At 71.2% G+C, this 26,799-nt stretch carries 15 protein-coding genes and 1 pseudogene; 11 read left to right on the top strand and 5 right to left on the bottom strand.

The window, feature by feature from the left end:
• Nucleotides 1-40: 40 nt before the first annotated feature.
• Nucleotides 41-1,054 carry a DUF5954 family protein gene (locus tag ACN28C_RS29560; protein WP_422770774.1) on the bottom strand — a complete coding sequence of 338 codons (1,014 nt, stop codon included), beginning with the start codon at nt 1,052-1,054 and terminating at the stop codon, nt 41-43.
• A 315-nt stretch (nt 1,055-1,369) separates the two neighbouring features.
• Here ACN28C_RS29560 and truB point away from each other — a divergent pair, with 315 nt between their 5' ends.
• The 7 genes from truB to dapB all read left to right on the top strand — a co-directional run bounded on the left by truB (nt 1,370) and on the right by dapB (nt 9,935).
• Nucleotides 1,370-2,281: a tRNA pseudouridine(55) synthase TruB gene (gene truB, locus ACN28C_RS29555; RefSeq protein WP_422774855.1), complete on the top strand. Its 912-nt coding sequence runs from the start codon at nt 1,370-1,372 to the stop codon at nt 2,279-2,281.
• A gap of 88 nt (nt 2,282-2,369) precedes the next feature.
• Entirely contained in the window at nt 2,370-3,314 is a 945-nt protein-coding gene (locus tag ACN28C_RS29550) for a bifunctional riboflavin kinase/FAD synthetase (RefSeq protein ID WP_422770773.1), read from the top strand.
• 173 nt (nt 3,315-3,487) lie between these two features.
• Entirely contained in the window at nt 3,488-3,757 is a 270-nt protein-coding gene (gene rpsO / locus ACN28C_RS29545) for a 30S ribosomal protein S15 (protein ID WP_421491535.1), read from the top strand.
• A gap of 338 nt (nt 3,758-4,095) precedes the next feature.
• The gene (locus tag ACN28C_RS29540) at nt 4,096-6,498 is read left to right on the top strand and encodes a polyribonucleotide nucleotidyltransferase (RefSeq protein WP_422770772.1); all 2,403 of its coding nucleotides are present in this window, start codon (nt 4,096-4,098) and stop codon (nt 6,496-6,498) included.
• Nucleotides 6,499-6,627: 129 nt separating this feature from the next.
• Nucleotides 6,628-8,004: a M16 family metallopeptidase gene (locus tag ACN28C_RS29535; protein ID WP_422770771.1), complete on the top strand. Its 1,377-nt coding sequence runs from the start codon at nt 6,628-6,630 to the stop codon at nt 8,002-8,004.
• 76 nt (nt 8,005-8,080) lie between these two features.
• On the top strand, nt 8,081-8,833 hold the full coding sequence (locus ACN28C_RS29530; RefSeq protein ID WP_422770770.1) for a hypothetical protein: 753 nt from the start codon (nt 8,081-8,083) through the stop codon (nt 8,831-8,833).
• A gap of 346 nt (nt 8,834-9,179) precedes the next feature.
• Entirely contained in the window at nt 9,180-9,935 is a 756-nt protein-coding gene (dapB, locus tag ACN28C_RS29525) for a 4-hydroxy-tetrahydrodipicolinate reductase (protein WP_422774854.1), read from the top strand.
• 78 nt (nt 9,936-10,013) lie between these two features.
• Here the strand turns inward: dapB and ACN28C_RS29520 are convergent, their stop codons facing one another.
• The gene (locus ACN28C_RS29520; protein WP_422770769.1) at nt 10,014-10,589 is read right to left on the bottom strand and encodes a GNAT family N-acetyltransferase; all 576 of its coding nucleotides are present in this window, start codon (nt 10,587-10,589) and stop codon (nt 10,014-10,016) included.
• Nucleotides 10,590-10,624: 35 nt separating this feature from the next.
• Between ACN28C_RS29520 and ACN28C_RS29515 the strand changes: the two genes are divergently transcribed.
• The 3 genes from ACN28C_RS29515 to ACN28C_RS29505 all read left to right on the top strand — a co-directional run bounded on the left by ACN28C_RS29515 (nt 10,625) and on the right by ACN28C_RS29505 (nt 13,973).
• Nucleotides 10,625-11,932, top strand: a complete 1,308-nt coding sequence (locus ACN28C_RS29515; protein ID WP_422770768.1) for a glycosyltransferase 87 family protein — start codon at nt 10,625-10,627, stop codon at nt 11,930-11,932.
• Between the two features lie 65 nt (nt 11,933-11,997).
• On the top strand, nt 11,998-13,227 hold the full coding sequence (locus tag ACN28C_RS29510; RefSeq protein WP_422770767.1) for a winged helix-turn-helix domain-containing protein: 1,230 nt from the start codon (nt 11,998-12,000) through the stop codon (nt 13,225-13,227).
• Nucleotides 13,228-13,367: 140 nt separating this feature from the next.
• Nucleotides 13,368-13,973 carry a DUF2752 domain-containing protein gene (locus ACN28C_RS29505; protein WP_422770766.1) on the top strand — a complete coding sequence of 202 codons (606 nt, stop codon included), beginning with the start codon at nt 13,368-13,370 and terminating at the stop codon, nt 13,971-13,973.
• On the opposite strand, the gene ACN28C_RS29500 is transcribed toward ACN28C_RS29505, so the two are convergent.
• The 3 genes and pseudogenes from ACN28C_RS29500 to ACN28C_RS29490 all read right to left on the bottom strand — a co-directional run.
• Nucleotides 13,964-14,344, bottom strand: a complete 381-nt coding sequence (locus ACN28C_RS29500; protein WP_422770765.1) for a bleomycin resistance protein — start codon at nt 14,342-14,344, stop codon at nt 13,964-13,966. The genes ACN28C_RS29505 and ACN28C_RS29500 overlap by 10 nt on opposite strands.
• Before the next feature lie 428 nt (nt 14,345-14,772).
• Nucleotides 14,773-15,651 carry an IS5 family transposase gene (locus ACN28C_RS29495; RefSeq protein ID WP_422768979.1) on the bottom strand — a complete coding sequence of 293 codons (879 nt, stop codon included), beginning with the start codon at nt 15,649-15,651 and terminating at the stop codon, nt 14,773-14,775.
• A gap of 137 nt (nt 15,652-15,788) precedes the next feature.
• Nucleotides 15,789-23,198: pseudogene (locus ACN28C_RS29490) on the bottom strand (ricin-type beta-trefoil lectin domain protein); the annotation flags it as partial.
• Nucleotides 23,199-23,639: 441 nt separating this feature from the next.
• Here ACN28C_RS29490 and ACN28C_RS29485 point away from each other — a divergent pair.
• Nucleotides 23,640-26,747, top strand: a complete 3,108-nt coding sequence (locus ACN28C_RS29485; RefSeq protein WP_422770764.1) for a DNRLRE domain-containing protein — start codon at nt 23,640-23,642, stop codon at nt 26,745-26,747.
• Nucleotides 26,748-26,799 lie beyond the last annotated feature (52 nt).

Below are 26,799 nucleotides of genomic sequence, written 5' to 3'. Positions count from 1 at the left end.
CCGGCCGCAGGCCCACCCGGCGTCGGTCAGTCGGGGTCGGTCAGTCGGGGTCGGGCATCAGGCCCTGGGCGCGGAGGTCGGCGACGTGTCGGGCCGGTGGCGGTTGCGAGTCGTGGTCGGAGGGACGTGGTCCTTCCGGCCCGTCGGGGCCGACCCGGACGAAGGTTTCGACGCGGGTGACCCGGCACCGCACGCCGTTCAACTCGAAGTCGTCGGTGCGCGGCGGCTGGTGTGCCGCGCGGGCGCGCTCGCACGCCGCCATGAACTCCTCGATCGTGGTGGTCCCGTCCATCCGGGGATGCACCATGGAGTAGGAGCCGGCGTCCCGGGCAGCCTGTGGGGTCGGGTAGGCGTCGAACGACTTGGGTCGCCAGCTGCCACCGACGTACCCGCCGATGGTGAAACCGACCGGAAGCAGCACCACGTTGGGGTGGGTGTCCATGGCCCGGTAGGAGTCTGCGCGTACCGCTGCGGGGACGGTCTCCGCGAGGTGGAAGGCGGAGATCATCTCCATCCGGGCGATGCCGTCGGTGAGTCCGGTGCCGGCGGTCGGGTCGATGACGAACCCGTCCATCTGAGACGGAGCGTTCTCCGCCTGGCCTGGCGGGTACGGGTCGGGGTCGGTGGGTCGGGGCGGCTCGGGCCCGTCCGGCCCCATCCGGATGAACGGTTGGGCGCGGATGATCCGGTATCGGCGGCCGTTGACGGTGAGGTCGTTGACGGGCTCCCAGTCGAGCAACTCGTACGCGGTCTCGCACTCGGCCCGCTCGGTCGCGTTCTCGGGGATGTCCGGTGTCTCGCTGTGCCGCTTGCGGAGGTGGTGGGCGAGGCTGTCCCGGGCGTACTGCGGCTCCTCGGCGTCGAGCCGGATGATCCGCCACCGGCCGGTATCCAGTTCTTCGGCGACACCGAAGACCGGGGCACCCCACATGGTCTTGGGGTAGGCGAGCGAGCGACGTCGGGCGTCGTCCTCCGAAATCATCGAGACGGGGTCGTCCCGCTGCTCGATCTTGATCAGCAGGTGGTCAGGCGCCGACCTGTCGTGATTGGTCATGTACGCATTGTGTTGCCTCGGGCACCGGAACACAGCCCCGCCACCACCACAGTTTCCCCACAGATTTCGGCGTCTCCTCCACAACGGTCGGCAGCTCCTGGCAGAGGCGGGATCGCGGCGGCCCGACCCCCGGACCTTCGGCCGGATGAGCGGGGTACGGCCGGGCGTACCGCCGTGAATTGGCAGTGGTCGTAGCGGGACCTCGATCCGGTGCTGGTGCACCACATCGTCGGCAGCCTCGGCTGGCCGGACCTGCGGGCGCCGGGCCGCCGGCGTGGGCGAAGCGGGCGGCGGTGGCGGTATCTGGCAGGCTGGTTGCCCGTGAATGCTCCCGCAGGCGCCGACGGGCTGATCGTGGTCGACAAGCCCGGCGGCATGACGTCGCACGACGTGGTGGCCCGGGTCCGCCGGTTGGCCCGGACCCGCCGGGTCGGACACGGCGGCACGCTGGATCCGATGGCCACAGGGGTACTGGTGATCGGGGTCGGCCGGGCGACCCGGCTGTTGACGTACGTGATCGGTGCCGGGAAGAGCTACACGGCGACGATCCGGCTTGGCCAGTCGACGGTGACCGACGACGCGGAGGGCGAGGTGGTCGGCACCGCCGACGCCGCCGGGGTCACCGAGGAGGCGGTACGCTCCGCAGTGCTGCCGCTGACCGGCGAGATCGACCAGGTGCCGAGCGCGGTCAGCGCGATCAAGATCGACGGACAGCGGGCCTACAAGCGGGTACGCGACGGCGAGACGGTCGAGTTGGCCGCGCGTCGGGTCACCGTCCTCCGCTTCGACGTGCTCGGCTTCCGTCGCGGCACCATCGGCGGGGGGGCCGTGGTGGAGGTGGACGTGGCGGTGGACTGCTCGTCCGGCACGTACATCCGGGCGCTGGCCCGGGACCTCGGCGCCGCGCTCGGGGTCGGCGGGCACCTGACGGCGCTGCGACGTACCGCCGTGGGCGGGTTCACCCTCGCGGAGGCGGCGACCCTTCCGGTGCTGGAGGAACGTGCTCCGGAGGTGGTCAACCTGACCGTCGACGCGGCGGCCCGGCGGTTCTTCCCGGAGCGTGCGGCGTCGGCGGACGAGGTGAAGGTGCTCTCGCACGGCGGCCCGCTCGACCCCGCCGGCATCTCCGGGCCGTATGCGGTCGTCGACTCCACGGGGAGGGTGATCGCTATCGTCAGCGAGCGGGACGGCCGGGCCCGGGCGGAGATTGTGCTCGCCCCGGCCTGAGCTGCCACCGCTCGCCCGGAGCGAGCCGGTTCTGCCGGGGTTCCGGCGGTGGAGTTGTCAGGAACAGGAGAGGGAACAGGGATCAGGGATGCAGCGGTGGCGGGGGTACCACGGAGCTCCGGTCGGCTGGGGTCGGTCGGTGGTCACCATCGGCGTCTTCGACGGGATACACCGGGGGCACCAGGCAATCATCGGACACGCGGTGAAGCGCGCCCGGGACATGGGTGTGCAGTCGGTGGTGGTCACCTTCGACCCGCACCCGGCCGAGGTGGTCCGGGCCGGGTCGCATCCGGCGGTGCTGACCGAACAGGCCCGCAAGGCGGAGCTGATCGAGGCGCTCGGGGTGGACATGCTCTGCGTGGTGCCGTTCACCCCCGACTTCTCCCGGCTGTCGCCGGAGGCGTTCGTGCACGACGTACTGGTCGAGCAGTTGCACGCGGCGCTGGTGGTGGTGGGGGAGAACTTCCGGTTCGGGCACCGGGCCGCGGGCGACGTGGCGCTGCTGGAGCGGCTCGGGCGCACCTTCGGCTTCGGGGTCGAGGGTGCGCCGCTGATCACCGACGACGGGACGGTCTACTCGTCGACCTACATCCGGGCCTGCGTCGCCGCCGGCGACGTGACCGCCGCGGCGGCGGCGCTCGGCCGGCCGCACCGGCTGGAGGGCGTGGTGGTCCGGGGTGACCAGCGCGGCCGGGAGATCGGCTTTCCGACCGCCAACCTGCTCTGCCACCGCTACGCGGCGGTGCCGGCGGACGGCATCTACGCGGCCTGGTTGATCCGCCGGGGCGGCCGGGCGGGACAGGGCGCCGAGCGGCTCCCCTCCGCAGTGTCGATAGGAACAAATCCGACATTCTCCGGACGCGAGCGGCGGATCGAGGCGTACGTGCTGGACTTTTCCGGCGATCTTTATGGCGAGCGGCTCGCCCTCGACTTCGTGTCCTACCTGCGGGAAATGCGCAGCTACGACGCGATCGAGCCGCTGGTGGCACAGATCGACGCCGATGTGGCGCAGACCCGGGAGGCGCTGGGTTGACCGGTCCGGGCGGCCCTCAACTCGGACGAACCCCGCCAGGCTGGTAACCTGACGGGAACGTCGGGGTTACCGGCGTGGCCTCGCGTGCCTGCACGACGCCGCGGGTGCGAGGTCGTCCCGGTCGGTCCACCGACCTGCCGCGGGCGGACACGACAATCCAGGAACAGGGAGAAATGGCGCTCGACCAGGAAACCAAGGCCAAGATCCGCCAGGAGTACGCGACCGTCGAGGGTGACACCGGCTCGCCCGAGGTGCAGGTGGCGGTCCTGACCAAGCGGATCGCCGACCTCACCGAGCACCTCAAGGTGCACAAGCACGACCACCACAGTCGCCGTGGTCTGCTGCTGCTGGTGGGTCGCCGCCGGCGGCTGCTCAACTACATGCAGAAGAAGGACATCAACCGTTACCGGTCGCTCATCGAGCGGCTCGGTCTGCGGCGGTGATCTGAGGCGGGGGAGCGGCCGTCCCGGCACCGCCCCGCGGCGCGGTCGCCAGCGACACACCGACGGCACCGGCGCAGCCACGGCACCGACGGGCAGCCGCTCCACCCGCTTCCACCGCCCACCCAACCAGGGGCCAGCGCGACCACCCGACAGCGGAGCCGGTCGACGCACCGGTCCTCGGTAGTGGCCCCCGGGCCGGCAGGTCATCCGCCGCCCCGGGCGCTTCGATCGAAGACCGGTTGTCCGAGCGGCTTCTCTGGCCACGGTCTCGCACCGGTGCAGGACCACCGGCGCGGAGGGCAGTCGCGGGCCCCCGATCGAAGGAGTGCTTCCGCACCATGACCGAAACATCCAACCCGAACAGCACCAACCCCAGCGGCGCCGGCACGCTCGGCACCCAGCACCGCACCGCCGTGATCGACAACGGGTCCTTCGGCACCCGCGAGGTCACCTTCTCCACCGGCCGGCTCGCCCGGCAGGCCGCCGGCTCCGTCCTCGCCCAGCTCGGCGAGACCGTGGTCCTCTCCGCGACCACCGCGAGCAAGCAGCCGAAGGAGCAGTTCGACTTCTTCCCGCTCACCGTCGACGTCGAGGAGCGGATGTACGCGGCGGGCCGGATCCCCGGCTCGTTCTTCCGCCGTGAGGGCCGGCCCAGCGAGGACGCCATCCTCACCTGCCGGCTGATCGACCGGCCGCTGCGCCCGTCGTTCGTCAAGGGACTCCGCAACGAGGTGCAGGTCGTCGAGACCGTACTGGCGCTCGACCCGCTGCACCCGTACGACGTCGTGGCGATCAACGCGGCGTCGCTCTCCACCAAGCTCTCCGGCCTGCCGTTCTCCGGCCCGATCGGGGCCACCCGGATGGCGCACGTGGACGGGCAGTGGGTTGCCTTCCCGACGCACGAGGAGCTGGCCCGGGCCACCTTCGACATGGTGGTCGCCGGCCGCGTCCTGCCGGACGGCGACGTCGCGATCATGATGGTCGAGGCGGAGGCCACCGAGCACACAGTGGCGCTGGTCGCCGGCGGTGCCCCGGCGCCGACCGAGGAGGTCGTGGCGGGCGGCCTGGAGGCCGCCAAGCCGGCCATCCGGGAGCTGTGCCGGGCGCAGAGCGAGCTGGCCGAGGTCGCGGCCAAGCCGGTCGCCGAGTTCCCGGTCTTCCTCGACTACGCCGACGACGTCTACGACGCGGTCTCCGGCGCGGCGCGCGGCGAGGTCGCCGAGGCGCTCAAGATCGCAGGCAAGGCGGAGCGCGAGGAGGCCCTGGACCGCATCAAGGAGCGGGTCGTCGAGCAACTCGCCCCGACCTACGAGGGTCGGGAGAAGGAACTCGGCGCGGCGTTCCGTTCGCTGAACAAGTCCGAGGTGCGGGCCCGCGTACTCCGCGAGCAGGTCCGGATGGACGGCCGCGGGCCGCGGGACATCCGCTCGCTGACCGCCGAGATCGCGGTGCTGCCCCGGGTGCACGGCTCGGCGCTCTTCGAGCGCGGCGAGACGCAGATCCTCGGTGTCACCACGCTGAACATGCTCCGGATGGAGCAGGCGCTGGACACTCTCTCCCCGGAGAAGACCAAGCGCTACATGCACAACTACAACTTCCCGCCCTACTCGACCGGTGAGACCGGCCGGGTCGGCGCGCCGAAGCGGCGCGAGATCGGGCACGGGGCGCTGGCCGAGCGGGCGCTGATCCCGGTGCTGCCCAGCCGCGAGGAGTTCCCGTACGCGATCCGCCAGGTCTCCGAGGCGCTCGGCTCGAACGGCTCCACCTCGATGGGCTCGGTCTGCGCCTCGACGATGGCGCTGCTCAGCGCCGGTGTGCCGCTGAAGGCCCCGGTGGCCGGCATCGCGATGGGTCTGATCTCCGACGAGGTCGACGGCAAGACGCAGTACGTCACGCTGACCGACATCCTCGGTGCCGAGGACGCCTTCGGCGACATGGACTTCAAGGTCGCCGGCACCAGGGAGTTCGTCACCGCGCTCCAGCTCGACACCAAGCTCGACGGGATTCCGTCCGACGTGCTGGCGTCGGCGTTGCAGCAGGCGAACGAGGCCCGGCAGATCATCCTCGGCGTGATGCAGGACGCGATCGAGGCGCCGGCCACGATGTCGGACTACGCTCCCCGGGTCACCACGGTGAAGATTCCGGTCGACAAGATCGGCATGGTGATCGGGCCGAAGGGCCAGACCATCAACGCCATCCAGGACGAGACCGGCGCCGAGATCTCGATCGAGGACGACGGCACGATCTACGTCGGCGCGACCAACGGCCCGTCGGCCGAGGCCGCGGTCGAGCGGATCAACGCGATCGCGAACCCGACCCTGCCGAAGGTCGGCGACAAGTTCCTCGGCACCGTGGTGAAGACCGCCGCGTTCGGGGCGTTCATCTCGCTGCTGCCCGGCCGGGACGGCCTGCTGCACATCTCCAAGGTCGGCGACGGCAAGCGGGTCGAGCGGGTCGAGGACTTCCTCAACGTCGGCGACAGGATCGAGGTGCAGATCGCCGACATCGACGCTCGCGGCAAGATCTACCTGGACAAGGTGCGGCCCGAGGGCGAGGAGGCGCCGGCCGAGGCGGCCGGCGGCGAGCGTCCGGCCGGCCGGGACCGGGGCGACCGCGGCCCGCGCGATCGCAGCGACCGGGACCGGGGCGACCGCGGCCCGAGCCGCGGCGAGCGCGACCGCGAGGACGGCGAGGGCGGCGGTGGCGGCGAGCCGCGCCGTCGGCGCAACCGGCACAGCTGATCGAGGCGCGCCGCGCCGACCCGGGCCGCACGGGGATCGTGCGTACAGGTCGGCGCGGCGCCTGCCGTCGTACCGTCCCCGGGGTGGCGTCCGCCGCCCCGCCGCCGTGAAGTGAGGAGCCGGAGTCCCTTGAGTCGGGCGAAACGAGTGCCGGGTTCCGGTGCCGCGCACGGGGTTGCCGGTCGAGCGGCCCGGGCGGTGACTCAGGTGGTGGAGAGCGATCCGCTCGGCGGCACCGTACGGCGCACCGTCCTCCCCAGCGGCCTGCGGGTGCTCACCGAGGCGATCCCGGCGATGCGGAGTGTGTCGTTCGGCATCTGGGTGGCGGTCGGTTCGCGGGACGAGACCGGCACCCAGGCCGGTGTGTCGCACTTCCTCGAGCACCTGCTCTTCAAGGGGACCCGCAAACGCAGCGCACTGGACATCTCCGCCGCGATCGAGGCGGTGGGTGGCGAGACGAACGCCTTCACCACCAAGGAATACACCTGCTACTACGCGCGGGTGCTCGACCAGGACCTGCCGCTGGCCATCGACGTGATGTGCGACCTCGTCGCCGACTCGGTGCTGGCCGCGGCCGACGTGGAAACCGAGCGCGGGGTGATCCTCGAAGAGATCGCCATGCACGACGACGAACCCGGGGACGAGGTGCACGACCTGCTGGCCCGGGCGGTCTACGGTGACCACCCGCTGGGCCGGCTGATCTCCGGCACCGAGGAGACCGTCTCCCCGATGTCCCGACGGCAGATCCAGAGCTTCTACCGGCGCCGCTACACCGCGCCGTCGATCGTGGTTTCCGCCGCCGGCAACCTCGAGCACGGCGAGGTGGTCAAGCTGGTCCGGCAGGCGCTGCGGGACACGTCGCTGGAGGGCGAGCCGGCGGCGCCGGCGCCGCTGCGTCCGGCCGATTCCCGGGTACGCACCGCCCGGCCCCGCAGCATCGTGGAGCAGAAGGAGACCGAGCAGGCGCACGTCGTTGTCGGCTGTCCCGGCATCGGCCGGCTCGACGAGCGGCGGTTCGCCCTCGGCGTACTCAACAACGTGCTGGGCGGCGGGATGTCGAGCCGGCTCTTCCAGGAGATCCGTGAGCGGCGGGGCCTGGCCTACTCGGTCTACTCCTACTCCAGCCAGTACGCCGACACCGGACTCTTCGCCGTCTACGCCGGCTGCGCACCGGGCAAGGTCGAGGAGGTGCTGAAGCTGATCCGCGCCGAACTCGCCGAGGTCGCCGCGCACGGCATCAGCGACGCCGAGCTGGCCCGGGGCAAGGGGATGGCGAAGGGGTCGTACGTGCTCAACCTGGAGGACACCGGGTCCCGGATGAGCCGGCTGGCAAAGGGTGAGCTTCTCTTCGGCGACCTGCTCTCGGTCGACGAGCTGCTGGCCCGGGTCGACGCGGTCGGCCCGGACGAGGTGAACGCGCTCGCGGCCGACCTGCTGGCCCGGCCGATGTCGCTGGCCGTGGTCGGCCCCTTCGGCGCCGCCGACTTCTCCGCCGCCCCGGAATAGGCCGGTCGCCGGCGAGGTATGAGAGCGGCGGCCGACGAGCACCGCTGTTCTACCATGCCGGCGAGGAGGCGGATCGATGGGTTGGTTCACACCCCGCTGCCCGGTCGTCGCCGAGGAGCAGCGGTGGACCGAAGAGAACCTGGCGTGGTTCGTGCGCGAGTTCGGCGATTCCTGGCTGCGCTCGCCGGTGGTGCTCCCCACCGACGACTTCTTCCCGGGCGGATACTCCGGCTCCGAGGAGGATATGCGCCGCGTGGTGCACCAGCTCTGCGTACACCTGTCGGTGGACCCCGACCGGATCCGGGTGGAACTGCACGCCGAGCGGGTGGGTGGGCGCGAGCTGCAGAAGGTGGCCGGCGGCTCCGCGAGCTGGTCCGGTGCGGCCGGGCACTACCGGGTGGTCGAGGGCAGACCGGTGATCTCGCTGGAGGAGTCACTCGGCCTCCGGCCGTTGGCGCTGGTCGCCACGGTCGCGCACGAGCTGGCGCACGAACGCCTGCTCGGCGAGGGGCGGGTCGATCCGTACCGGCGGGACCAGGAGCCCCTGACCGACCTGCTCACGGTCTACCTCGGGTTCGGCGTCTTCGCGGCCAACGCCGCCCTGGAGTTCGCCGGGCAGCGCACCGGGTGGTCGGCGAGCCGGCTGGGCTACCTGACCGAGCCGATGTACGGCTACGCCCTCGCAAGGTACGCGTGGCTGCGCGGTGAGACCGCACCTGACTGGGCGCGCCATGTCGACACGAATCCGCGTACGTATCTGCGACGGGGTCTGCGTTACCTGCGGCGAACCGGAGTCCCGACCGGCCCTCCGGCCGTGGCGGACTCCTGACGGCCGTTCGGGCCGGCTCCCGACGGCCCCGACGGCCCTGCCCCCCGGTCGGCGCCCACAGACTCCGGTGCCTGCCTCCCGGTCGGCGCCCACAGACTCCGGTGCCTGCCTCCCGGTCGGCGCCCGCAGACTCCTGTGACGCGGACCGCCGGACCGCCGCCTCCCGGGCCGGCCGGGCAGGTGCAGCGCTGCCCGCACGGGCTCGTCCGCGCTGGGATAGGTTGTGGCCCGTGAGCGACGAGCGTGAACCGGTGCAGAACAGGTCGACCGTGCCGCAGGGCGCGCCACCCAGGGCGGGGCGACGGTGACCTCCCCGGCTCAGCCGCAGGGCCGGGCGGGCGAGCGGCTGCGGGCGGGCGAGCGGCTGCGGGTGGGCGTACTCGGCGCCCGGGGCCGGATGGGCGTCGAGGTCTGCCGGGCGGTCGACGCCGCCGAGGATCTCGACCTGGTGGCCACGGTCGACGACGGCGACCGGCTGCTCGACGCCTCGGACGCCGGTGTGCAGGTGGTGGTCGACTTCACCACCCCGGACGTGGTGATGGAGAACCTGCACTGGTGCATCGAGCAGGGCATCAACGTCGTCGTGGGCACCAGCGGCTTCACCGAGCAGCGGCTCGACCAGGTGCGTGGCTGGCTCTCCGCCAAGCCGGGCGTGGGGGTGGTGATCGCACCCAACTTCGGCATCGGTGCGGTGCTGATGATGCAGTTCGCCGCCCGGGCGGCCCGATACTTCGACTCGGTGGAGATCATCGAGCAGCACCACCCGAGGAAGCTCGACGCGCCCAGCGGTACCGCCACGCACACCGCCCGGTTGATCGCCGAGGCCCGCGCCGACGCCGGCCTGGGCCCGATGCCGGACGCCACCACCGACGAGGTGCCGGGTGCGCGCGGGGCGGATCTCGACGGGGTACGCGTGCACGCGGTCCGGGCCGCCGGCCTGGTCGCGCACCAGGAGGTGCTGTTGGGGACGGCCGGGGAGACGCTGACCATCCGGCACGACTCCTACGACCGGGCGTCGTTCATGCCCGGCGTGCTGCTGGCCGTCCGCTCGGCGCCCCGGCGCCCCGGCCTGACCGTCGGCATCGACACCCTGCTCGGGTAAGGACTCCTGTAAGGAAGGGCCCCCGCTTATCGTTTTCCGTTGTAGCGGGGGCCCTTCCTAACAGGGTGTTCCCCGGCGTCAGGCGGTCGGGTCGGCGGCGAGCGAGACGTGCAGCCGGAGCTGCGGCACGAGCAGGTCGTCGACGTCGAGGGCCCGGGCCGCCCCGTCCGGCTCCCAGCCGGCGCCGCCGAGAAACTTCCGGGTCGCGGCGTCGCCGTCGAACGCCCAGGCCAGCGCCGTGTCGAAGCCGTCGGAGCGCCACAGGTCGACGCTGGCGGCGAGCAGCCGGCTGCCGTGCCCGCGCCGGCCCCACCTCGGCTCGACCAGGAGATCCGTCACCGCGACGACGCCGGGGCCGAGCGCCTCGGCCGGTTCCTCCGGGGCGAGTGCCTGTTCGTCGGGGGGCCCGGATGCGGCAAATCCCACCAGATACGATTGTTCGGCCTGCTCGACGGCGACCAGGACCCGGTGCCGTTCGGAGGGCGGCGCCTCGACCGCCGCACTCCACCGGCGACCGAGCCACTCCTCGTCGAGGTTGTCGAGCACATGCTTGGGCAGCATCCGGCGGTACGCGACCCGCCAGGTCGCGAGCTGGATGCGTGCGATCTCGCCGGCGTCCGACGGACGCGCTGGGCGGACGTACCCGAGAGCCATGGGGAAGAAGCCTACGCAGGGCGAGGGGGGCGGTAATGGCGCAGGGTGCCGGTTGGCGTACCCGGCATCAGGTGCTGTTCGTGATCGTGTTGGCCGTACTGGTCGCCGGCTTCCTCTCGGTGGCCGCTGTCCGGCACGGCTTCTTCGATCTCCGGGTCTACTACGGGGCCCTGCACCACTGGGTACGCGCCGACGGCGAGATCTACGACTGGCTGAAGCCGGACAGCAAGTACGGCTTCACCTATCCGCCGTTCGCGGCGTTGGTCATGCTGCCGCTGGCGTATGTGAACTGGCCGGTGGCGATGGTGATCAGCGTCGCCCTGACCGTGCTGGCCAGCGCGCTGCTCATCTGGTGGCTGGTCGACCCGATCGCCCGCCGGACGGGCTGGACCCGCTGGTTCACCCTCGCCGTCGCGCTCTGCCTGGCGGCGGCCTTCGAGCCGATGCGGGAGACGGTCAACTTCGGCCAGGTGAACATGCTGCTGCTCTTCCTGGTCGGCGCCGACCTGCTCTGGCTGGTCGCCCCGGCGACCCCGTTCGGGCGCCGGCTGCCGCAGCGCTACCGCCGCTTCGCCGGGGTGGGTGTCGGGCTGGCGACCGCGATCAAGCTGACCCCGGGAATCTTCATCGTCTACCTGCTGGTCACCGGGCGGTGGCGGGCGGCGCTGGTGGCCAGCGGCACCGCGACGGCGGCGACGCTGCTCGCCGCCGGGGTGGCCCCGGACGCGTCCCGGGAGTTCTGGACCACCGCGCTCTGGGACACCGACCGGGTCGGGTCGCTGTCGTTCATCTCGAACCAGTCGTGGCAGGGTGTGGTGGCCCGGCTCGATCCGGACCATCCGAGCACCCCGCTCTGGCTGCTGCTCGTGGCGGCGACGCTGGCAATCTGGATCTGGCGGGTCCGGGCGACGGCGGCGGCCGGCGACGAGGCGACCGGGTTGGCGCTGACCGGCGTGGTGGCCAGCCTTGTCAGCCCGGTGACCTGGGTGCACCACCTGGTCTGGCTGATTCCCGCGCTGATCCTGCTGGTCGACAACGCGTACGCCGCACCGACCGGCAGCCGACGGCGGCGCTGGCTGCTCGGCTTCGCGATCTTCGCGTACCTGGTGCTGATCAGTCGACTGGTCTGGATCTGGGAGCGCCGCTTCGACGGCCTGCTCGGCTTCCTCGGCAGCAACTTCTACGTCTGGATCAGTGTCGCGCTGCTGCTCGCGCTCCCGGGGCGGGACCCTGGCCACCCCGAGGTGCCGGGCGGCGTGGCAGAGTCCGAGCGGCCCAAGCGACGACCCTCGCCGCGGCCGTTGCAGTTCGTCGGTCAACCGCTCACCCTCCGCGGGGACTGACGCGGTGTCGCTGACGGATCGGGGCCGGTGTGTGGTGTCGGACCCGTCGGTTAGGGTCCGGGGCGATGGTCGTACCTGAATCGTTGTCGCTGTCCCAGGCCCGGCGGATCGCGCTGGCCGCCCAGGGTTTCGCCGACCCCACGCCCGGGGCGGTGCCCAACCGTCGCCACCTGCGCCGGGTGCTGGACCGGCTCGGCCTGCTCCAGATGGACTCGGTGAACGTCCTGCAACGCGCCCACTACCTGCCGCTCTACAGCCGGCTCGGCCCCTATCCGACCGACCTGCTCGACCGGGCCGCCTACCGGCGCCCCCGGGACGTTTTCGAATACTGGGGGCACGAGGCCTCGCTGGTCCGGGTCGACCTCCAGCCGGCGCTGCGCTGGCGGATGGCGGCCGCGCACACCGACGCCTGGGGCGGGATGCGCCGGATCGCCGTCGAGCAGCCGGCGCTGGTCGCCCGGGTTCTCGACGAGGTACGCGCCAGCGGGCCGCTGACCGCCGCCGAGATCGAGCACGACGCCCCGCGCGAGACCGGCAACTGGGGTTGGAACTGGTCGGCGGTGAAGCGGGCCTGCGAGTTTCTCTTCTGGGCCGGCGAGCTGACCGCCGCCGCCCGGAACAGCTCCTTCGCCCGGGTCTACGACGTACCGGAGCGGGTGCTGCCGGCCGACGTGCTGGCCGCACCGACGCCGGAGCCGGCGGAGGCGTACCGCCGGCTGGTCGGGGTCGCGGCCCGCGCGCTCGGGGTGGCGGCCGAGCCCGAGCTGCGGGACTACTTCCGGCTGCCGGTGGCCGGCGCCCGGACGGCGATCGCCGAGCTGGTCGGGGCGGGCGAGCTGCGGCCGGTCACGGTGCAGGGCTGGCGACTGTCGGCCTACCTGCACCGGGACGCCCGGCTGCCCCGGTGGATCCGGGCCAGCACCCTGGTCAGCCCCTTCGACCCGCTGATCTGGGAACGATCCCGCACCGAGCGGCTCTTCGGCTTCAGTTACCGGATCGAGATCTACGTGCCGGCCCCGCAGCGGGTGTACGGCTACTACGTGCTGCCGTTCCTGCTCGGTGACCGGTTCGTCGCCCGGGTCGACCTGAAGGCGGACCGTAAGGCCGGGGTGCTGTTGGTCCCGGCGGCCTGGGCCGAGCCCGGCACCGACCCGGTCGAGACGGCCGGGGCGCTCGCCGCCGAGCTGCGCCGGCTGGCCGGCTGGCTGGGCCTGGGCGCGGTGGCCCCGCCGGTCGGCGGAGACCTCGCCGGGCCGCTCGCCGCCGCCCTCGCCGGCACCCTCGCGGTACGGTGAGACGAGGCGGCCGGCGTCGCGCCGTGCTGACCGGGTGGTGCGGCGGATGCGGTGGCGCTGCCCCGGCTCCGGTGCGTTGTGGCCGGGCGGTGGCGGATGGGTGTGATCGGTGAGGGACGACCGGCGACGGGACGGGCGGGATGACGAGCGTTGACGAGAACCGGCCCGGCGGGCCTGGTCCGGCGGCGGGGGAGTGGGCGGCGGACGGTGCTGCCGGTGGCTGGTCGGCCGGGGACGGTGGCCAGGCGGGTGGCCATCCGCCGACGGGATATCCGGCGCCGGCGTACCACTACGCCGAGCCCGACCGGCTCACCCGGTGGGTCAACCGGTTCCAGGCGCGGGCACCCCGCTGGCTCGCCCCGGTGGCGGCGCTCGGCTGCGTCGCCGGTGCGGTCGGCTTCACTCTCATCACCGATCCGACCCGCAGCGCGCCCGACGCGGCCCCCACCTGCTTTCTCAAGCTGACCACCGGGCTCGACTGTCCCGGCTGCGGCGGTACCCGCGCGTTCTGGTACCTGCTGCACGGCGACCTGCCGGCGGCCGCCCGGCATCACCTGCTCTTCGTCTTCGCGGTGCCGTTCCTGATCTATCTCTACGTCGCCTGGGCCGGTCGGCAGCTCTTCGGCTGGCGGCTCCCGCAGTTGGAGATCACTCCGAGGGCGATCGGGATCTTCCTCGCCGCCTGGGGGGCCTTCTCGGTGCTGCGTAACCTGCCCTGGGCACCCTTCGACGCGTTCTACGTCTGACGGGTCGGGCCGGGGGAGCCGACGCGGTGCAGCGTGCCGTCGGGGTCGACGAAGGCGAACTCGCGCAGGCCGTATGGGGTGTCGTGGACCTCGCCGAGCCGCCCCTCGACTCCTGACTTCGCCCAGATGGTGTGCAGGGCGTCGGCGTCGGAGACATAGAGGTAGACGGCGGCGGCTGTCCGGGCGGGGTCGTGCTCGGCCCACTCGGTGAGGTGCAGGGATACGGAATCGCGCTGCACGAAGCCGTACCGCTCGGTGCCGGAGTAGGGCCGAATGGTGAAGCCGAGTCGCCGGTAGCGGTCGAGCGCGGCGTCCAGGTCGCGCACCGGCACCACCGGGGCGACTCCGTCGAAGGTCACGTTTTCGGCCATCCGGTCCTCCGTCGCAGACACCGCTTGTATGGAAGCCGCCAACTCTATAGTCGTCGCCGAGGCCATCGACCTACTTGTCGAGCACGGCCCGGCGTTGGGCCGCCCACTGGTGGATCGCTTGAAGACAGCACGTCCCAGCCGCCGATCCCGAGTGGGACACCGCCGACCGGTCGCGCGGCGTGCCCAGACGCTCGCATCGGTCAGCGGCGCGCAGCTGGCAGAGATCCACAAGCACTCTCGCATGGCACAGAGTCAGCCGACAGGTACGGCTTCGCGCTCCGTCACCACCGAATGTGAGCCAGGGCCAGTGGTCCGCCGATGCTCCACAACTACCGATCAATCGAACGTTTGGAAATCAAAGAGCCGACCGCTTGCGTGACTCTGGCCTTTCGCGCGTGGCACCAACTAAGGCGTGTTTCATAAGCCGGTCAGAGCCACTCGGTGATGATGGTGATGGTCAGGACGGCTTGGAAGCGGACTGCCAGCTTGTCGTAGCGGGTGGCGACGCCGCGGTGGCGTTTGAGCCGGTTGATGCCGTTTTCGACGGCGTGGCGTAGCCGGTAGAGGTCCTTGTCGAACGTGGGCGGGCGGCCGCCCTTGGAGCCTTTGGCTTTGCGGTGGGCGTCCTGGTCGGTCTTGCTGGGGATGCAGGCCTTGATCCCGCGTGAGCGTAGGTGGGCGCGGTTGCCTCGGCTGGTGTAGGCCTTGTCGGCCAGGACCAGGTCGGGACGGGTGCGGGGTCGGCCGACCCCGAGTCGGGTCACGCGGATGCGGCGCAGGACGGGGATGAACTGCGGGCTGTCGCCACGGTGCCCGGCGGTCACGATCATCGACAGGACCTTCTGTCCCTGTTCGCAGGCCAGGTGGGTCTTGGTGGTCAGCCCGCCGCGTGACCGTCCGAGGGCGTGGTCGGCTGGTTCGTCGTGCACGCCACCGGGCGACTCTTTCTGCAGGTGGCCGTCGGTGCGGGCGCCAGCGGCGTGTTGGTGGGCGCGGCTGGTCATCGAGTCCACGCTCACCGTCCAGGCGATCCGGCCGGCCGCGTCGCCGGCGGCCTGCAACGCGGCCAGGATCCTGTCCCAGGTCCCGTCGCGCTGCCAGCGGCGGAACAGGCCGTAGACGGTGGGCCAGGGCGCGTACTCGGCCGGGACGTCCCGCCATGGGGCGCCGATCCGGATCCGCCACCGGATCCCGTCGATGAGCTGCCGTTTCTCCCACTTCGGCGGCCGACCCGTTCTCGGTGCGGCAGGCAGCAGCGGGGCCAGAACAGCCCACTGCCTGTCGGTCAGGTCATGCCGCCTCGTCACCGCTACGCTGGGCACGAGGTCTCCGGTACGAAGTTCTTGCTTGGTCGCAGAACCAGATACCGGAGACCTCTTCAGTTGTCGATCACCGCCACGCCGTGACCTTGACGCCGCCAGCCCGACTTACGAAACACGCCTTAGAACGTGTGGGTGTTGGCGACTGTGAGGTTGTGGACGGTGGCCTGCTGGACGGTCCAGCGTTCGACTGCGGTGATCTGGACGTAGGTGCCGGCGCTGGTGCGGAGCCATTGGCCGGGTCGCAGGTCGGTGGCGTCGATCCATGTGTCGAGGTCCGGTACCCAGAACGGGTGGCCGTCCGTGCCGGTGACCTCGGCGGTGTCCGGGCCGTCCGTGCCGTCGGCGTGGATGGTGATCTTCACCAGGTGTTTGACGCCGTTGCCCTTGATGGCTGCGGTGACGGTCTCGGCCCGCGTCTCGCCGGTTTCCGGGTCGGTGGCCATGACCCTGTCACCCGGGCGTACCTCCTCGATCGGCGTTGTCGACCCGTCGGCCATGAGTACCCGGGTGCCGGGTACGAAGCTGTTGCTGGGCGAGCACGAGCCACCGTCGGCCTTGCCGGCACCGCCTCCGCCGCTGCTGCCGCCGCTGCTGCGGGCCGAGCCGCTGGAGGATCCACCGGACTTCGCGCCGCTCCCGCCGCCGGACTTCCGGGAGCCTCCGGAGCCGGCGGAGGAGCCCTTCGGGTTCGCCTTGGCCTGGGCGTCCTTCTGGGCTGGGTTGCCGGTTTTCTTCGTGTTGTTCGCCGCGGCGTTGCTCGTCGGGTTGACCTTGTCGGCTGGTTTCTTCTTCGCGGCCTGGGCGGCTCTCTTCGCCCGTTCGATCGCCAGCCTCTTTGCGTTCAGCGCCGCCTGCTCGGCCGCCCGAGCCGCCGCCAGCACCGCCTCGGCGGCCCGTTTCGCCGCCCGCCACGCCTGGATGGCCGATATCGTCCGGTCGATGGCCTTGAGTACCGACGGGATCTTGGCGACCTTCCCCCACGGGATGGCCCCGATGATCAGACTGCCGCAGGCCCACAGGTCGCCGCCGAAGCAGTTGATCGCGTCGTTGATGCCGATGAAGTCCTTCAAGGCGTACCACGCCGCGCCGAGGATCACCGAGACCAGCGAGCGGTTCATGTCGGCCTGCGCCTGCGCGACCTGCGCCGCCGACAGTCCGGCACCGGCCAGGGCCGCCGACAGCTCCGACGGCGTCAACGACACCGACAGCCCCGTCGGGTCCGACAACGTCACCGGGTTGTTGTGCGCGTACGCGTACCCGTTCGCCTGTGCGGGGTCCGTCAGGTCCAGCACCGGATCCGCGGACAGGAACCGCCCCACCACCGGGTCGTACCACCGCGCCCCCAACGGCACGTAGCCCGACGCGTCGTCCCGCACCGCGCCCAGGAAGCCGGCATTGTTCTGCAGGTTGGTGTTGAGCGGGGCCGGACCGCGCAGGTTGCCGAACGGGTCCTGCTTGCGAACCCGGGTCGGCATCGTCCCCTGCAACCCGATCTCCGCATACGGGGTGCCCTGATGATCGGTCGGCACGGCGACGAGCGTCGACCCGGCGCTCGCGGTCGCGGTCGCGTACCGCACCACCGACCCGCCGGGAACGGCGTACGAACGCTGAGCGTTGATCAGCACCCCGCCGCGTCCGACGGTCAACTGCGAGTCGGCGAGGTGCAGGGTCGCCTGCCGACCCTGGACCGTCAGCAGCCGCGCCCCGTCCGGGCCGTAGACATACCGGGTCTCGTCCTGCGCCTCCCAGCGCTGTGCGGCGGCGCTGCTGTTGCAGGCCGCCAACACGATCGGGGTGCCGTTGGCGGTGGCGGCATCCCTGACGGCGAGGCACAACCCGGAGGCGGTGTGCCGGAGCTGGCCGGCGCCGGTGCGTGCCAGCCGCTGTCCGGTCCCGCCATCGCACTTCTGGATCCCGAACGCCGACCCGGCGGTGTTCGCGGCCGGTTGCAGGCACCACTCCGCGTACATCGACATGGTGCCCAGGTTGGGGTCGGACTGGTTCGGGACCGGGGTGAAGCTCCACTTCTGCGCCGGTGTGCCGTTGCACCCGTACAACTGGATCGGTCGGCCCGGCTCGGTGAGGCCGGCGCTGAGGTCGATGCACTTGTCCGCGAGACCGACGTACGCGGTCCTGCCCGGACCACCCTGCCCGGTGATCCGCTCGATCTTCCCGTCGTGCGTCCAGGACAGCGCCTGGTGGTCGCCGCTCTGCAGCGACGTGACGGACCTGGTCTCCCCGGTCAGCTCGTAGAGCCGTTCCGCCACGGCGGTGACCTCGGCGCCCTCCGGCGTGACGTATTCCCTGGTCACCTCGGTCACGGTGCGCGGCTGGCCGCCGTCGGCCCTGCCGTATCCGTACCGGGTGACGGCATCCTTCGCCTGGTCACCGGTGAGGTCCCGCTCCACCAGCCTGGTCCGGTTACCGAGCAGGTCGTACTCGTACTCCTGCCAGTAACCGGAACCGTCCCGTCCGCGGCTCACGGTGCCGCTGCCGCCGGACGGGTCGGCGGTGCAGGATTCCTGGTCCGCGGCCGTCCAGGCGGTGGTCAACTGACCGCGTGCGTCGTACCGGAAGCACTGCCGTTCCTCGATGCCGGTCGACCGCTCGCGGATCGAGGTCACGTTGCCCGCCGCGTCGTAGCCGAAGGAGCGGTGCGAGACGAGGTTGCCGCCGACGAGGGCTTGGTCCTGGGTCTGCTCCCGGTAGATCCGCTGGTCGGTCAGGGCCCCGCTGGCGTCGTCGTAGGAGGCCGTGGTCCAGACCCGGTACGGCTGCGCCCCGAGGGTGGACCGCAACATCTGACCGTACGGCGAGTAGACCGTCTCGGCCCCGTACCAGTCCCGGCCGGAGACCGACAGCGGCAGGCCGTCCCTGGTGTAGCGGACCAGGACCTTCTCGGCGGGGAGGCTGCTCACGGCGGGCAGCGTCATCGACTCCGGCAGCCCGGTGTCGGTGTACGTGTAGTCGTAGGTGTAGGAGGTCCGCAACCCCCACGTGTCGGCGATGGACTGCGGCAGCGTGAGAGTGGTCGACGTCGGCTGGTAGTCGGTGGTGTAGCCGCCGACCGTCTGCGTGTACGGCAGACCGTCGGTGTAGCGGGTGGCGCTCGCGGGCAGACCCTTGCCGCCCGGGGCCGTGTCGTAGCCGTATTCGGCAAGCAGCGGTCCGTTGCCGTCGCCGAGCCGCTGCCGGATCGGGCGGGACAGTTCGTCGTAGCCGTTCCAGACCGTGACCTCACGGGCGTTGGTGACGGTCAGTTGCCGGTCGCGATGGTCGTAGGTGAACCGGCTGGTGCCGGCGTCCGGGTCGGTCGCGGTCACCAGCCGGCCGCGCTGGTCGTAGCTCCAGGTCCACGGGTGGTCCGGGTCGGCCGAGTGTTCCGCCCTGACCAGTTGGCCGCGCGCGTCGTACCGATAGCGCATCGACGTGAACTCGGTCCGTGCGGCGTTGGTGAAGGTGTCCACCCGGCTGGTCCGGCCCAGTGCGTCGGTGTAGAGCCGGTAGGAGGCCGCTCCGTTCGGGTTGACCACTGTGGAGTGGTCCGCCCCGTAGGTGTAGCTGGTGGCCCGTGCCGGCGTCTCGACGCCACGCAGGACCGGCAGCTCTTCCGTCACCCGGCCGAGGCCGTCGTAGGTGTAGCGGGTGGCGTTCGGTATCGCCGTGTCGGCGAGCGGGGTGAACAACTGGCCGATCGGCGATCCGTCGGCGAGGTAGGCGTTGTTGCTCTGCCACACCTCACCGGAGCCGTTGTACAGCGTGTCGGTGATCAGCCGGCCGCCGCCGACCGCCTGCTCCTGGGTCTGCCGTTCCCGGCCCAGGCCGTCGTAGAGGGTGACCGCGCTCTGGATCTGGTTGTCGTGTCCCCGGGTGAAGGTGGTGACGTACGCCGGCTTGCCGACCGGGACGGCGTACTCGGCCCGGAAGTCGGGCACCGCTGCCGCGTTCGGGGTGCGTCCCGGCCCCCACGCCTCGACGAGGCGGCCCAGCGGGTCGTATCTCGCCTCGCTGGTCCGGTCGTTCGGGTCGGTGGTCCTGACCGTGACGGCCCGGCCCGGATCCAGTTCCTGAATCTGCCGGTGCCCGAGCGAGTTCTCCTCGGTGACGCTGAACGCCTGACCGGCCGCCGGGGTGTAGGTGATCCGCGACGTCCTGCCGTCCGGGTCGGTGCGGGAGACCACCCGACCGATCGCGTCGAAGCCGGTGGTGCCGTCGGACTGGAAGCCGGAACCGTCGCCCTTCAGCGACCAGGTCTGGGTGGCGAGCCCGCGAGCGGAGCCGCCGAGGCCGACGTCGTACGCCTGGCCGTCGTAACCGACACGGCTGGCGGCGCTCAGCGTCGTCAGGTTGTCGAAGCTGGCGCTGCCGCAGGTGGTGGGGCTGGTACGCGCCTGCTTGGTGAGGCCGACCAGGTGTCTGTCGAGGCGGTGCAGATATTCCACGAAGACGCAGGACTCGTCGCCGGTCCGGCCGGTGTCGCCGAGGGACTCGATGTGCGTGGGCAGGCCGTGCGTCGGCTCGTAGGTGGTCCTGGTCTCGACGACCCGCTCGGTACGGTCGTCGTCACCGCTGCCGGAGGACTTCGTGTAGGTGGTCTGGCGCGGCTCGGTCACCCGCCAGGCGCGCAGCGGGTCGAGTCCGTCGTCCCGGGTACGGCTGGCGAGCTGGCGGGCCTCCGGGGTGGTGACGCTGCGGGTGAGCCACTCCGTGTCCCCGTCGTCGGCGCTGGCGTAGGTGAGTTCCTCGGCGATCCGGCCGGCGAAGGGCTCCCGGTCCTTGGCGATCTCGACACCGGCGATGTCGCGTACCGACACCGTGTCGCCGAGGCCCTGGAAGTAGCGGGTGACGGACTTGGTCTGCCTGCCGCCGATGTCCGGGTCGTCCGTTCCGCTGACGACGGTGGTCTGCGCGAAGCCGGCGAACTGCGAGTAGGTGCGGGTGGACTTCTTGGTGAACTCCTGCTCGGCGAGTCGCCATCTCGGGTTCTGGTAGGCGTACCGGGTGACGGTGCTGAACGCACCGTCCACGTTGGGGAGTTCCTCGACGGAGTCGATGACGTACTTGTGGAACCAGTCGATCTCCTCCACCCTCGGGTCCGGGTGCCAGAACGCCGGGTAACAGAGCCGGCTGTTGGCCTTCAACGCGGCGGTGTCACCCTTGCCGGGCAGGCCCGTGCCGGTGGCGCAGGCGCCGACGGGCGCCTTGTAGGTGACGACCGTCTCGCCGCCGTACTCGTTGATGACCCGACCCATCCGCAGCCGGGAGAAGCCCGGGCGGTCGTCGCGCCGGACGCGGTTCGGCATGTCCTCGGTGTTCGGCTCGAACCGCACCGGGTTGAGGGCGATCTTCGCGTCGCTGGCGCCGTTGCGGGCGTAACCGGTCCGGGTGATCGATTCCAGCCAGAGAGCGGTGTTGGGGCCGGTCCGCAGGATCGGGAAAGATTGCCGGAGCTGGTATTCGTCCACCACCTGCCGGGCCTGGGTGTCGCTGCGTCGCTGCGCCGACGTGGTGATCTTGTCCAGTCGTTTCCGGGAGAAGAAGGACGGGCCGGCGTTCCAGCACTTCTGGTCGGCGGCACAGCGCAGGTCCGCCGGGGTGTCGTACCAGATCCGGAACCTGCTGGGATCCGTGCTGTTGAAGTTGGCGTCGGTGCAGGTGACGGAGCCCTCGGCAAAGCAGCGCTCGGCCACCGTGAAGTCGACCCGGGCCGGCGCGGGACTGCTGAAGAGGGTCTCCCGCCGCTGTCCGTAGTCGATCCGGGTGAGGTGTCCGCCGCGGTGATAGGCGACCGGGTCCTTGAAGTTGAAGTTCCGGGCGTAGTAGTTGGTCTCCCTGGCCCACCAGAGGGACATCGCGTTGCCGTGGATGTCCTCGACGTAGTCGAGGCTCCACCGCCACGCCTGGGTGCAGCCGGAGCCGGCCCAGTTGCCGGCCTGGTAGCACGCCTCCCCGGGATGGTTGCCGTAGACCGGCACGGTGAGGACGGAGTTGGTGACCGGGTCGTCCTCACCGCTGCCGTGATCCGACCAGCCGGGCAGGCGGTGGCGGCCGAAGTGGTAGCGGGTGCCGTCCCGGGTGGTGACGATCCAGTACTCGCCGTCGGCGTCGCCGTTGGCGAGACCCGTGTCCCGCAGCAGCTCGACCCTGGAGCCGTCGCCGTTCGCGGTGTGCCAGGCATTCTGGTCGCGGTCCCAGACCAGCTCCGTGGTCATGCCGCCGAGGGAGAGGGTGGCGTTGTCGGAACCCCAGCACAGGTCGGCGGTGCGGTGTTCGGAGTTGTTCGCGCCCGGCTTCGTCGAGTCCTGCCGGCAGGTGGCGTAGCTGCGGGTGATCGCCCCCGCGTTGTAGTCCCAGCCGTCCCCGATCCAGGACGCCTGGTTGTTGGTGGCGGAGGTACGGCCGTCCACGGACTGCGAGGAGTATCCCAGGGACACCTTCGGCATGAGCCCGCCGGCGGTCTCCGGCACCTGCACCTGGTAGGAGTAGGTGAACGCGCCGGAGGAGGCGCCCGCGGCCCAGGAACCCGCGGAGAGCAGCGGTGTGGCGGTGTAGTCGCCGGCGGCCGACGACCCGGTGTCCAGTACGCCGATGACGCTCGACCCGGCGTCGGCGGCGCGGGCGTCGGCGGCACCGGCGGCGGGCCCGGCGCCCGCGGATGGTGCGGGTGCGGCGGCGAGCAGCGGGTCGACCGGTACCCGGCCGGTGACGACCCGGCGCGGCGGATCGCCCGCGGCCGCGGTGCCCCTGGCCGGCGCCCCGGCACCAGGGACCAGCTTCACCTCACTGGGCACGGCTCGGGCGGTGGCCGGGACGGCGGGGACGGTTCCGGTCGTCCCCGCGTCGGCGACGGTGGCGCAGTCACCGCTGTCCGGGGCGTCGTAGACGCAGTCGGGCAGCAGCACCACACCGAACCGGTCGGCGGCCTGCGGGCCGTAGAGGTCGGCGAAGGGTGTGTAGTCCACGCTGAGCGCGACCTCGGCCGCCGGATCGGCGGTGGCAGGTGGCGTTATCTTCATGATCAGCCCCGACACGGCGGCGGCCTGCGACGCCTCGGGAGCGGCGAGGTCGACGGTCCAGGTGCCGGCGAGAGCGGCCGGATCGCCGTCCTCCGGGACACCGAGGGCGACGGGCAGGTCGTCAACCGGTCTGCTGCCGCCCGGCTCGACGCCGGTCAGGTCCACGACGCCGCTGTCCTGCTGCCAGGGCGTGACGGCCTGGGGCTGGTATGGGTCCACCGGCACCAGATCGGCGGTGGTCAGGTTCGTCTCGGCGTTCTCGTCCTGGCCGACCCGCTCGGCGGTCGGAAGGTCGGGCAGATCGACCTGGATGTCCTCGCGGCCCATGCCGGGGCCGGGCACCGCCCACGCCGTCGCGGGCAGGCCCGTCGCGACCAGGGTCGTGGAGAGGGCCAGCACCAACGCCGTACGGGCGCGACGCCGCCAGCGGGGACCTTGACCAACCGGGACCCGTCGGCGACCAACCGGGACTCGTCGGCCCTGCCACCGTCGGGACAGCAAACCGGTACCACGCATACGTGTCGACTCCCACCCAGGCGTGCGGACGAAAGGGCGCGGAAAACCGCGAAGGCACGCGCCGGGCGCGGCACGTGCGTGAGCACTCTGCGCCGGCAGGGTCAGCCGCTCAAGGTAACGAGGCGTAATTGGAAGGAAACAGAAGTGATCTTCGCCACCGTATCTCTGCCATCGGACGGTACGGAAACGCTCAACTGCCGCGGAGGCGGTGAACCGTCATGTGTTCCGCATTCCGCTCGGCGGAATGAAATATTTAAGATCAATTCTGACGTAACTCTGTGTCATGTATCGGATGACGTAACGTATTGATAACGGTTACGGGATGGACGAGGTGCCCCGGAGCCGTGCGATCGTGTGCCCGCGTTCTGCCGGCGGCCACCAAGACCGGGCTGCCGGGCCGTGTCGTCCCTGTCCGCTGGCCCCAACGGGAGTAGACCCGCCGTGATCGCGCCCAGCCTGCTCAGACCCTTCGTGCGCACACGTACCAGGCTGATCCTCAGCCTCTGCCTCGTGCTGGCACTCATAGCCGCGCCGCTGCCGTGGTGGCTGGCGGGTGACGAGCCCCGCACGATGGCGGCCCCGGTCGTGCCGGCGCCGATCGCACCCCGGGACGAGCCGGCCGCGATGGCCGAGGCCCTCCGCACCGGCAAGGAGGTGCTCGTAGAGACGGCCACCAGCGCCACCGCACTAACCTGGGCACTTCCGAGCGGCCTGTTCCGCACCAGGATCCACGCCATCCCGCAGCGGGCCAGGAACGCCACGGGACAGTGGTCCCCGATCGACATCACACTGGCGCGCACCGGAGACAGCCCTGGCGGCCTCGATGTACGCCCCAAGAACCCGCCCGTTCCGGTCCGCTTCTCCGGAGGCGGCGCCACCACCGGAGGTACGCCCACCGAATCCGTACTTGCCGAAGTGGAGCTCGACGGGCACACCGTCGCCTACACCTGGCCCGGCGTGCTGCCCAAACCGGTCCTCGACGGCCCGCGCGCCCTCTATCCCGAGGTCCTTCCCGGGGTGGACCTGCTGATGGTGGCTCGGGACGAGGGTGGCTTCGGCCAACTTCTGATCGTCAAGAACCGCGCCACCGCCACGATCGATGCGGTCCGCTCCGTGACCTACGGCCTGCGCTCGGCGACGGCGGTCTTCCGTCACGACCCGACCACCGGCGGCGTCCGGGTCCTCGATCCGACCAGCGGCGGCCACGAGATCGGCTCGATTCCCGCACCTTTCGCCTGGGACTCCGCCGGTCGGGACCCCGGATCCCCGGAGGCATCTACCCGCACCTCGGTGGCGACCTCCGCAGACGTGCTGCGCCTCTCCGGGCTCAGCGGCAACGAACCCGGCGCCCACCAGGCCGCGATGCCTACCCGGCTCGACGGCACCGGCACCGGCACCGGCCGCCTGCACCTCGACGTGGCTGCCACCGGTCTGCTCACCGACGCAGATGTCCGGTTCCCCATCTTTCTCGACCCGACCCTGATCAGCGGCACCCAGGCCTGGGCCACGGTCTACGCCCAGCACCCCAACACCAACACCTACAACGGCACCAACTTCAACTCCGGAACGACGGAGATCCGGGTGGGCTACGAGGAACGGACGCCGCTGCGGACCCGCTCCTTCTGGCGGATGGGCTTCAGCAGCAGCCTCCGGGGCGCTGCGGTCAGCTCGGCCACCTTCAAGGTCCTCAACCACTACTCCTTCAGCTGTACCGCCCGGGAGTTGCAGCTCTGGCTCACCGGTGCCATCTCCTCCGGGACGACGTGGAGCAGGCAACCGAGCTGGACCAGGGAACAGCAACGGAGGACCTTCGCACACGGCTACAACAGCAGTTGCGCCGGCGACTATGTCAGCTTCAACGTCTCGAACGCGGCCGGGCAGGCCACCGCCAACGGCTGGTCGAGCATCACGCTCGGCATGCGGGCCACCAACGAGTCCGACACCGACACCTGGCGCAAGTTCCGCGTCGGCACCGCCGAGCTGACCGTCGACTACAACAGGCCGCCAAGGGAGCCGACCAGCGGCACCACCTCGCCCGGTGGCGCCTGTGTCCCCGGCCCTGGCGCCGGGGCCACCGTCGGCCGGACCAACCTGGTACTCGCGGCAACCGGCAGCGATCCCGACAACAACCTGAGTGGGCTGCGCTTCCGTTTCTGGAAGGACGGCAGCGCGGTGCCGGCGGGCACCCTGGTCACCAGCCTCAGCAGCGGCCGGGGCAGTGTGACGATCCCCTCCACCACCCTCGAGCACGCGGCCTCCTACTCCTGGGACGTACGTGCCGAGGACGCGGCGGGCGCGGTCTCGTCGTACTTCCCGCCCGGCGACGCGCCCTGCCGGATCACCGTCGACGCCACCGCGCCCTCGATCCCGGAGATCAGCAGCGACGTTTTCCGGGAGGCCACTCCGGACGGCGCGACCTGGGCGACGGTCAGGTTCGGCGAGACCGGAGCCATCACCTTCAGCGCCACCGACGCGAGGAAATTCAGCTACTCCTTCGACGGCGTCGGCAGCACGGAGGTGCCGGCCACCGCGGGTGCCGCCACCGTGCCCGCGCTGAAGCCCCGGCACGCCGGCCCCAACAACCTGCACGTCTACGCGTACGACGCGATCGGTAACCGGAGCGACCGCAAGGAGTACCTGTTCTACGTACCGCCCAGGGACATCGCCGACGGACCCGGCGACACCGGGGGCGACGGAATCCCCGATCTGCTCCTGGTGGACTCGACGGGCAACCTGCGTACCTACGCCGGTGACGTGGACGGCGAGATGAACTGGTGGCTCGCCGCCTCGTACGCGGACGATCGGACGCTGAACCCGCCCGGTCACTGGTACGACCCGGCCACCGGCAGGGCCGCCCTGATCACCAAGCATTCCGACACCTACCCCGGTGACGGCGCCACCGACCTCTTCGTCCGCACCCCGGACGACGGCTTCTGGCTCTACCCGGGCGACGGGTACGGCAGCTTCAACACCGACCGCCGGCTGCGGGTCCTGCTGCCGGGAAACAGCCCCGCGCCGTCGACCTGGACCCAGATCAAGGCGGTCGGTGACCTGACCGGCGACGGTCGCCCGGAGCTGGTCCTGCGGGCGGGCACCCAGTTCTGGGCACTGACCGGCTACACGGGGGCGAGCTTTCAGGAGGCGACGCTGATGGAAGGCACCGCGTGGGCCCGTCGGCAGATCGTCAACGTGGCGGACGTGGACCTGGACGGCACTCCGGACCTGCTCTGGCGCGAACTGGACACCGGCCGGATGTTCGTCCGCCATGGACGGCCCGGTCCGACGGCGGGCAGTGTGGACCTGAACTCGCTGAAGACCGCCGCCGCCTCGCGCCAGGGCGACGTCCAGTACGGGAACAGCTGGACCGAGGCGAACGTCAGCATGGTCATCGGCATCCCTGACGTCAACGGAGACCGGGTGCCCGACCTCTGGACCCGGTCCGGAGCCGACGGGCGGATCAATGTCTACCACGCTTCGACCACCGACACCGGTGGCCCGGTGAAGGTCGTGCTGGAGGGGGACTGGAGCAGCGTCAGGGCCTTCGGATGAACCTCCACCGGGCTCGGCCCGCCGGATGCGCGGCGGGCCGAGCCCGGAAACC

Source organism: Plantactinospora sp. WMMC1484, from assembly GCF_049315195.1.
Taxonomy (GTDB): domain Bacteria; phylum Actinomycetota; class Actinomycetes; order Mycobacteriales; family Micromonosporaceae; genus Plantactinospora.
The sequence above is the reverse complement of the archived record's forward strand: the minus strand, read 5'-3'. Positions and strand labels throughout refer to the sequence as shown.

What these genes read in the sequence shown, in the direction of transcription:
- ACN28C_RS29560 (WP_422770774.1), bottom strand. Translation starts at nt 1,054, where the DNA reads ATGACCAATCACGACAGGTCGGCGCCTGACCACCTGCTGATCAAGATC.
- ACN28C_RS29550 (WP_422770773.1), top strand. Translation starts at nt 2,370, where the DNA reads ATGCAGCGGTGGCGGGGGTACCACGGAGCTCCGGTCGGCTGGGGTCGG.
- rpsO (WP_421491535.1), top strand. Translation starts at nt 3,488, where the DNA reads ATGGCGCTCGACCAGGAAACCAAGGCCAAGATCCGCCAGGAGTACGCG.
- ACN28C_RS29540 (WP_422770772.1), top strand. Translation starts at nt 4,096, where the DNA reads ATGACCGAAACATCCAACCCGAACAGCACCAACCCCAGCGGCGCCGGC.
- ACN28C_RS29530 (WP_422770770.1), top strand. Translation starts at nt 8,081, where the DNA reads ATGGGTTGGTTCACACCCCGCTGCCCGGTCGTCGCCGAGGAGCAGCGG.
- ACN28C_RS29520 (WP_422770769.1), bottom strand. Translation starts at nt 10,589, where the DNA reads ATGGCTCTCGGGTACGTCCGCCCAGCGCGTCCGTCGGACGCCGGCGAG.
- ACN28C_RS29515 (WP_422770768.1), top strand. Translation starts at nt 10,625, where the DNA reads ATGGCGCAGGGTGCCGGTTGGCGTACCCGGCATCAGGTGCTGTTCGTG.
- ACN28C_RS29510 (WP_422770767.1), top strand. Translation starts at nt 11,998, where the DNA reads ATGGTCGTACCTGAATCGTTGTCGCTGTCCCAGGCCCGGCGGATCGCG.
- ACN28C_RS29505 (WP_422770766.1), top strand. Translation starts at nt 13,368, where the DNA reads ATGACGAGCGTTGACGAGAACCGGCCCGGCGGGCCTGGTCCGGCGGCG.
- ACN28C_RS29500 (WP_422770765.1), bottom strand. Translation starts at nt 14,344, where the DNA reads ATGGCCGAAAACGTGACCTTCGACGGAGTCGCCCCGGTGGTGCCGGTG.